This window comes from Morganella sp. EGD-HP17, assembly GCF_000512315.2.
GTDB lineage: Bacteria > Pseudomonadota > Gammaproteobacteria > Enterobacterales > Enterobacteriaceae > Morganella > Morganella morganii.
In genome coordinates, this window is the sequence record NZ_AZRH01000013.1 from 126,025 (window position 1) to 134,991 (window position 8,967).

An 8,967-nucleotide genomic window follows, 5' to 3' on the forward strand; every position below is an offset into this window, starting at 1 on the left:
ATCAGGTTCAGCGGCTTAATTTGACTATATTGCGTTGCTGACCACTGCCTGCGGGTGTCACTGAGTGATTTTCTGCTGATAATTCCGTCACTCCTGCTTTAATCAGGGAATTACACCGTTAAGACCGGTCATTTTCCACCATTGAATTTGCCGCATTCTGTCATGCTATAGCCATAAGCAAAATCCCGGCAGACGGCGGAGGTGTGAGTGTCTGATGAAAGTGATGTGGAAAAAACAGAAGAACCCACCCCCCATAAAAAACAGAAAGCCAAAGAAGACGGACAAATTGTCCGCTCCAAAGAACTCAGCTCACTGATGATGATGCTGGCCGGTATCAGCCTGCTGTGGTTAAGCGGCGGTCATCTGGCGGGACAACTGCGTGATATTTTTCGTCAGGGATTTCTCTTTGATAACTTTTATCTGCAGAATCCGGGGCTGATGCTGCGTTTTCTCGGAAAAGTCATTGGTGAAGCGTTATTTGCGATGCTGCCGGTTGTCGGCGGGCTGGCGCTGGTCGGTATTTCTGCGTCGGCACTGGTCGGCGGACTGGCGTTTAACACCAAATCCATCAAATTTGACCTGACAAAACTGAGCCCGCTGAAGGGCTTTAAACGTATTTTTTCCATGAATGCGCTGGCCGAATTATTCAAGGCGATTCTTAAATCCCTGCTGATTGGCCTGGGCGCATGGATTTTTTTATGGCAGGCGTGGCCGTCCTTACTGCATCTGGCGATGGAATCCCCGTCAACGGCAATGGCCAATGCGATGCAGAAAGTGATTTTTGCCGGTTACCTTATCATCTTCATGCTGATCCCGATGGTGGCGTTTGATGTGTTCTGGCAGTTCCGTTCGCACCTGAAAAAGCTGCGGATGAGCCGCCAGGAAATCAAGGATGAATTTAAGCAGCAGGAGGGTGACCCGCAGATAAAGGCCAAAATTCGTCAGCAGCAGCGCGCGATGGCGCGTAACCGCATGATGGCGGATGTACCGCAGGCGGATGTGATTGTGACCAACCCGACGCACTACGCCGTTGCCCTGAAATATGACGAGAAAAGAATGACCGCGCCGAGAGTGCTGGCCAAAGGTGCCGGGGTGCTGGCGCAGCGGATCAAAGAGATAGGTGCGGAGAACCGCATTCTGCTGCTGGAGGCACCGCCGCTGGCGCGGGCACTTTACCGCCATGCCGAGGTGGGGCAGTCAATTCCGGTGGCACTGTATTCCGCCGTGGCGGAAGTGCTGGCATGGGTGTTTCAGCTGCGCCGCTGGCGTCGTGAAGGCGGCCTGAAACCGAAAAAACCGAAGAATTTACCGGTGCCAAAGGCACTTGATTTTGTTGGAGAAAATACCCGAAATGGCTAATCTGGCTGCACTTTTGAGATTACCGAAAACGATGCAGGGAGCACAATGGCAGCTACTTGCCGGGCCGGTCCTCATCCTGATGATCCTGTCAATGATGGTACTGCCGCTGCCGGCATTTGTGCTGGATTTGCTGTTTACCTTTAATATCGCGCTGTCCATTATGGTGCTGCTGGTGGCGATGTTTACCCGGCGTACCCTCGATTTTGCCGCGTTCCCGACTATCCTGCTGTTCTCCACCTTACTGCGTCTGTCACTGAACGTGGCATCCACCCGTATCATCCTGATGGACGGACACACCGGTCCTGCTGCTGCGGGCCGGGTGGTTGAGGCGTTCGGGCACTTCCTGGTCGGCGGTAACTTTGCCATCGGGATTGTGGTCTTTATCATCCTGGTGTTAATCAACTTTATGGTTATCACCAAAGGTGCGGGACGTATCGCCGAAGTCGGTGCGCGCTTCGTGCTCGATGGTATGCCGGGCAAGCAGATGGCGATTGATGCGGATCTGAACGCCGGGATCATCAATGATGAAGAAGCCAAACGCCGCCGTGCGGAAGTAACCCAGGAGTCCGATTTCTACGGTTCTATGGACGGGGCCAGTAAGTTTGTCCGTGGTGATGCCATCGCCGGGATTATGATCATGGTGATTAACGTGATCGGCGGCCTGATTGTCGGCGTGGCTCAGCACCATATGCCGCTGGGCGATGCGGCCAGCACCTATACCCTGCTGACCATCGGTGACGGTCTGGTGGCGCAGATCCCGGCACTGATTATCTCAACCGCAGCCGGTGTGATTGTGACCCGCGTGGCAACAGATGAAGATGCCGGTGAGCAGATGATCACCCAACTGTTCAACAACCCGCGTGTAATGTGGCTGAGTGCCGGGGTTCTGGGTCTGCTGGGGCTTATCCCTGGCATGCCGAACTTTGTGTTCCTGCTGTTCACGGTGGCGCTGGCATCTCTCGGCTGGTATCTGGTGAAGAAAAGCAAAGAGCCGGTCAAAGAGACGGATAACAATGTGCAGGAGCAGCAGTTCCGTGAGGCGAATAAAGTCACGGAAGCGACCTGGGATGATGTGGTGGCGGAAGATTTGCTGGCGATGGAAGTCGGTTACCGGCTGATTCCGCTGGTGGATAATGACCAGCAGGGCGAATTGCTCGGGCGGATCCGCGGGCTGCGCAAAAAATTTGCCCAGGAAGTCGGCTATCTGCCGCCGGTGGTGCATATCTGTGACAACCTCGAACTGGCACCGACTGCTTACCGGATCCTGATCAAAGGGGCGGAAGTCGGGCGCGGCGAGGCTCAGCCGGGCCGCTGGCTGGCGATTGACCCGGGCAATGCGGCGGGCTCTCTGGAAGGGGATGCCACACAGGAACCGGCATTTGGTTTACCGGCAGTGTGGATTGATGATGATCTGCGTGAGCAGGCACAGATTCAGGGTTACACCGTGGTTTCAGCCAGTACGGCGGTGGCGACACACTTTAATCAGATCCTGCTGGAATACGCCAGCGACCTGTTCGGCCGTCAGGAAGCACAGATGCTGTATGACCGCGTGAAGAAAGAGATACCGAAGCTGGCGGATGACCTGATCCCGGATACTTTATCACTGACCGTTTTCCACCGCGTGCTGCAAAATCTGCTGACTGAAAATGTCATGATCCGCGATATGCGCACTATTATTGAAACCCTGGCAGAGCAGGTTGGTGAGAACGGCGAGCAGAAAGATACCGATGTTCTGACGTCGCAGGTGCGGATAGCACTGGGCCGCGCTATTACCCAGCAGTGGTTCGGGGCATCAGGGGAAATTCAGGTGATTGGTCTGGATGCGGGGCTGGAGCAGATCCTGTTGCAGGCCGCGAAAAGCGGCGGCGGTCTGGAGCCGAACCTGGCACAGAATATCGAAATGCAGGCGATGAGTGCGGTACAGCACCAGGAAGCGATGGGTGCACCGACAGTATTGCTGGTCAATCATTCACTGCGTCTGATCTTATCCCGCTTCCTGCGCCGCAGTCTGCCGCAGCTGGCGGTGATGTCCAACCTTGAACTGAACGATCGCCGTCAGATACGGATGACTTCTATGATCGGCGGTTAATCACGGGTTAAACCATTACCATCATACTTTGCGGGAATCTGTGAAAACAGGTTCCCGTTTTTTGTATATTGAGCCGGTCAAATCATGACCGGCATTTTTTGTTGTACACAGATACAGCTTACTCCGCTGTATCGTTTTCATCCTCACTGACCACAAACCACGGTGTGTACAGTGTGCGCCGCTGATAACCTTTTGCGGTGATCACCTGATGCTCACGGCCGAGCGGGTCATAACAGTGCGTGTCGGCGTACAGATCCTGCCGCGCACTGTCATCACTGACATACCTCCAGTCATTGACAAAGTATGGCTGATACGTCCGGACGGCATGTCCTTTGTTATCATACTCAGTGCGGCCCGACACTGCCCAGCGTGCTGTTTCTTTCTCACTTTTCCGGCTTCCGGCTGCCAGTGAACCGTTTTTATTGCGGTGGAATGCGTCACCGTCCTCAAAACGGGCTGACTGCTGTAAAATCCGCCCGAAACCGTCACTGAAGGTGACCTGCTGACGGATTTGCTGTGTGCTTTTATCCGCCGGTTCGTCATCATAGCGATTAGTTGTCAGGGTCAGCACATGCGGCGGCAGTTTATCTGTACCGCTGTGCATCCAGCTGTCTGCGGCATAGACAAAACACTGCGCAACCGGCAGTTGTTTTTTCATCTCCGTGGCGTCCTGCACTGAATCCGGCAGTGTCAGCGGTTTCTGGCTGTAGCCGGTTTTCTGACCATTTTCCGTGCCGTAAAAACGGCTGCTGTTCACCCGTCCCAGCGCATCAGTCTGTACCTGGCTGATATTGTCATTGGTATCGGTTATTTCGCAGACAGACAGAAAACGCCAGTCATATTTTGCCTGAGTGATAAGTCCGGAGGCATCGGTGTGTTTAGTGATAACACAGTGATGTTTATCGCGGGTCAGATGACGTTCCCCGATCAGCGGATTATCGCGGACGGCAACCGGCAGCAGGAACTGTTCCGGTGCACCGTAAGTCTGATGACCGGAGCGCGTAATCCAGACCTTTTTTCCTGTTTCTGAGGTACCGGCAAACAGGTAATCCGCTTTGATATAGCCGGTTTTCAGTAACTGCTCCGTGATATCTGTACCTGATTTTATGGCTGCGGTAATCGTCTCATCCAGCTCTGCAGTATCCGTATAACTCCGGCGCGGCGGCCAGGACGGAACTGTTACTGACGGCTGATTATCTTTATTCAGCCAGTAAGTCCTCTGTTGTCCGGCAAAGTGGCGTGCAGACTGGTTATTGCTGAGCAGGGCAGGCAGTGTTTCCGTATTTAAGCCCGTTGCCGGAACTAATCCGGATTTCAGAACAAAAATATCGCTGCGATCAGCATCAGGCTGCCCGGTCAGCCACTGTTCCTGTTTCAGATTGGTCAGGTGGTGCCGTGCATGCTGTGATAACGATACAATGAGTTGCAATTGCTGATCATCATAACCGGAATCAAACAGTGACGCGGGCAGGGTATCCGGCAGCGGGTTTTTTGCCGGTTTCGGACGGCGCGGATAATGAATCGTCGCTTCACGCAGCGGGTAACCGTACTCATCCGCACTGAGTATAACGGATTGTGAACACTGCGGATCAGCAGCCATGCGTTCATAATGATATTCACGGCTTTCTGATACAGACGGCCGGACTACCGGCATATCTGCATCCGGTGTGATCAGACGGACACTCAGCCGCTGTTCACTGACACTGTACGGTAAATCCTGTTGCGGACTGCCGTCTTTGCCGTATACCTCACTGCGCAGCTGCATCCCTTTTTGCGCGCGGCTGAGCCAGAATGCCTGTTTTTGCGCCAGGGCATCAGAACAGACGGATTCTTTATCACCGCTGCCGGTTGTCAGCCGCGTAACAAACCCGGCAAAGGCATTTTTATCGCCCTGCCAGTACTCATTTTTCAGTTGTGTATCAACAGGGGTATAACCGGTGGCATACCAGTTACGGGTCAGTACCGGCATCGTCAGTACCCCGCTGGTGGCGCGGGCGGCGGTGGTATCTGAATCCAGTACCTCCACACAGCCGAAGCCGCGGAACTCCCGTTCACGGGCATCCCACACACCGTGGTGATAACGGGCTTCACTTACCAGTTTATTGCCGGTGATTTCATCGGTAGTTTCTGTTTTCCACAACGTATGCAGCGGGAAAGGCAGATATGAAACCGGTTCGCGGGTTTTATCATCCAGCCGGAACTGTGCGGAACTGCGGTAGCGCAGATTCTGCGACATCCCCGTCTGATTATTAATCTGATTCAGCAGCCACGGTTTTTCGGTGGTCAGATGCAGCAGATAATGACGCGGTACGGTATGGGGAACCGTCAGCAGCAGGCTGGCGACCCCCAGTCCCTGTACATCCGCTATCTGTAAACGGCAGGTCTTATTGTAACGGACGCCGGCAGGCAGCTTCACAGTGACTGGTTTGTCAAAACCGTTACCGCTGCGGTTACGGTAGATTTCAATATAATCACTGCGGGCATACAGAATATCGGCGGTACCGCTGCCGTCAATATCGGCGAGATAAACATATGCGGCATTGAATTCCGTCTGTTTTTTGCTGAAACCGTCCAGTGCCAGCGGCTGACCAAAGCGGCCGTGACCCAGATTCGGCCAGCAAAGCACTCCGCCCGCACTGATCTGTACCAGATGTTGTTGTCCGGAGCCGAGCACATCACTGAAAGCAACCAGTGTGGCGGCATCGCCGTCCGGTGACGGCAGGACAATTTTTTCTGATTGCGGAATATCTTTGGCGGATAGCCAGCCGTCTTTGCTGCCCGGCCAGATGCGCACACTGCGCGGACCGATGAGCACCAGGTCGGTGGCACCGATACCGTCGATATCGGTCATTTGTGCGGCGGGATGGCCGTATTCCAGCGGCAGGGCACTGAGCGGTGTAAAATGCAGCCACTGTTCCGGGTTATCTGTCTGCTGACGGTATTGCCCGTGTACGCCGGGCTGTGTGACAACCCACTGCAGACGGCCATCACCGTCAAGATCAGTCAGCATCGCACCGTTTTTCAGGGCGGGAATATTATCGAGCCGCTGCGGTTTATCCCATATTACCGCATTGACATCATCGCTCCCGGTATCACGGACCGGGGCGCGGTAATACCATGCGCCGCTGTCCTGATACAGGATCCCGGAAATACCTTCACCGTGCAGATCCAGATACTGCCACGGCTGCTGCGGATTGAGTTTACCCATCTCCGGCTGAGACCACTGCACAGACTCCGGAAAATCAAAGGTCTGCCAGCCGAAGGTCAGCGGCGGCAGAGACAGCATTTTGCCGTCATCCTCAAACGCCATCTGCCGGGCGGCAGTCAGTGTGGTGACAACGTGGGTTTCCTGATACTCAAACAGCAGGCGGGAAACCAGTGCCGGTACATCCGTACCTTCTGCTTTTTCAGCGAGCGTCTCCAGGCGGTGGAACATCAGCACCTGGCGGCATAAACGGCGGGTACGCAGATCAAACCCGTAAGCATAACCGGAGAACGGATCCTGACGGCACAACCAGCCGGAACCGGCTTTAAACAGCGGTTTTTCTGCCGGTTTAAGGGTGCGTTCGCCATAGTCAAACACCAGCACAAACAGCCAGCCGGCTTTGGTGGCATCGTTGCCGTTGAAACAAGGGAATGTGCGTCCGGCGGTGATATTGCCGTAATGGACTTCACTGAGATAGCGCTGGCTGTGGCTGCCCGGATGGGCGGCTTTTTCCCGGTCGCTGCAATTGATGTCATCTTCCGCACGGTAACGGTAATAAATCTGCTCACCGGTGGCGGAGACCGAGGCGTTCAGTAACCAGCGGGCCGTGTGGCTGCCGTTACTGATACGGGCGGCAGATTCATAACCGAGCAGATGCACCTGACCGTCTGCGGCATACCAGAGCCAGAAATCCGGTTCGGTGGTACTGCCTTGCGGCTGCCAGTATTCCAGGCGGCTGAAATCACGCTCCGTCTGGGCGCGGTATGTAGTTATCTGATAAGAAACGGCCAGTTTTACACCCAGCAGGGTCTGACGTTTATCCGCCGCGCCGGGGACAGCCACCAGGACTTCACCGGCAGGATCCAGAAATTCATCGTCAGCGGTATAAGCAGGAACACCTTTACGGGTGCGGCGGCTGACCGCAGGAAGATTCACATCCCAGCCGATACCAAAGGCACTGTTACCGCCCTGACTGCTGTAGTTGAGTGAGAGAGAAGGGGCATAGCCGCGTCCGGTACTGACGGGCAGCGGCAGAGACAGCGACGCCGCGCCGTCCGGCCCGGCGGCCCCCGCCTGTCCGGAAAGTCCGGTCAGTGCACCGCCGCCTTTCGGCAGAGACGGCGCCTGAGGACTGATATTATCTGATTGTTGCATAATAGGCTCCAGAACGGGCAGCCCGCAGGCTGCCCGGGTCAGGATAAAAATTAACGGATGGTGTAACGGATATGGATGATGATATCGCTCAGACTGAGCAGCAGGGCTTTCTGCTCATCCTTTGTTGCTTCCGGGAAGCTCAGGAACAGGCTGCTGTCATTATCCACCGGGATCCCTTCAAACGGCAGCCAGTGGCCGTCATTGAAATCCAGCCGGAACTGACCGTCGTCATTCATACCGTGGGAGACGGCAATGGCTTTACAGCCGTCCGGCAGTCTGACATCGCCGCCGTAACTGAGCACGGCACGCACATCCTGATACGGCCCTGTCAGCGCCGGTAAGGTCACGCTGATCTGTTTGATTCGGCGTGTTTTACCCAGACGGGCAGGGTAGTTTTCCGCAATCTTCAGTGCCTTCAGGTTAAACGCGGCATATAACTCTTTATCTGCGGTCATTGAGAGCCCGGTTGCTGCCGGTGTATTACCGGAACCGCTGCCTTTCAGCAGCTCAGCAATTTTCTCTGCCAGATTAACCGGTGTGTCATACTCCTTATACACTTTGGCGAGTGAAACAGTACGGGTGACTTTCAGCGTACGGTGGTTCCATTTCAGCCATGCCTGCTCCATCTCTGTCAGATTCAGCAGCAGGGACTCCCCGGCCATCAGTCCGGCATTACTGCTCTGCCATGCGCCCGGTTTGATATAGCGCGTGGTTTCACCGGTCTGCCATGCAAACGCGGCTTCGGCCATCATGCAGCGGGTGGCGGTCAGGTCGTAGAAGCGGTAATAGATGGATGCCAGACGGCCGTGCAGCCAGCTGTAGAGTGCTTTATTGCTGAATTTGCGCTGCAGGAACTCCAGTTGTGCCTGAGTCTGCGCCTGCTGGATTTCCAGGTGTTCGCGCTGCATCTCTGTGGCGGTGCGGCGGACGGCCAGGGCTTCCAGCTGGGCATCAATCTGTTTCACTTCAGATTCGGCATTGTTTTTCTGGATTTCCCATTCCTGACGGCGGCGGCGCCATGCTTCAGACTGGCTGATATTATCCGCGGTAATTTTGGTGGCGGAGGCTGCCAGTGCGATACCGGAACCAATCGCTTTCGGGATACCGCCCCAGCGGCTGCCCCCGACGGCCATACCGAAGACGTTTGGTGCCATATCAG

3 protein-coding genes and 1 pseudogene are annotated in these 8,967 nt (G+C 55.1%); 2 read left to right on the forward strand and 2 right to left on the reverse strand.

The genetic code is table 11. The annotated features are described in order from the left end of the window. Positions 1-207 precede the first annotated feature (207 nt). Both flhB and flhA read left to right on the forward strand, forming a co-directional pair. Entirely contained in the window at positions 208-1,359 is a 1,152-nt protein-coding gene (flhB, locus tag X965_RS14220) for a flagellar biosynthesis protein FlhB (RefSeq protein ID WP_015422624.1), read from the forward strand. Then, positions 1,352-3,448 carry a flagellar biosynthesis protein FlhA gene (gene flhA / locus X965_RS14225; protein ID WP_036414424.1) on the forward strand — a complete coding sequence of 699 codons (2,097 nt, stop codon included), beginning with the start codon at positions 1,352-1,354 and terminating at the stop codon, positions 3,446-3,448. Before flhB ends, flhA begins: the two co-directional genes overlap by 8 nt. Before the next feature lie 118 nt (positions 3,449-3,566). Here the strand turns inward: flhA and X965_RS14230 are convergent, their stop codons facing one another. Both X965_RS14230 and X965_RS19570 read right to left on the reverse strand, forming a co-directional pair. Next, complete coding sequence (locus tag X965_RS14230) at positions 3,567-7,808, reverse strand: SpvB/TcaC N-terminal domain-containing protein (RefSeq protein ID WP_036418554.1); 4,242 nt, start codon at positions 7,806-7,808, stop codon at positions 3,567-3,569. 50 nt (positions 7,809-7,858) lie between these two features. Continuing rightward, a pseudogene (locus X965_RS19570) lies at positions 7,859-8,967 on the reverse strand (insecticidal toxin protein); the annotation flags it as partial.

Coding starts and splice junctions, on each gene's coding strand:
- flhA (WP_036414424.1), top strand. CDS start 1,352: ATGGCTAATCTGGCTGCACTTTTGAGATTACCGAAAACGATGCAGGGA.
- X965_RS14230 (WP_036418554.1), bottom strand. CDS start 7,808: ATGCAACAATCAGATAATATCAGTCCTCAGGCGCCGTCTCTGCCGAAA.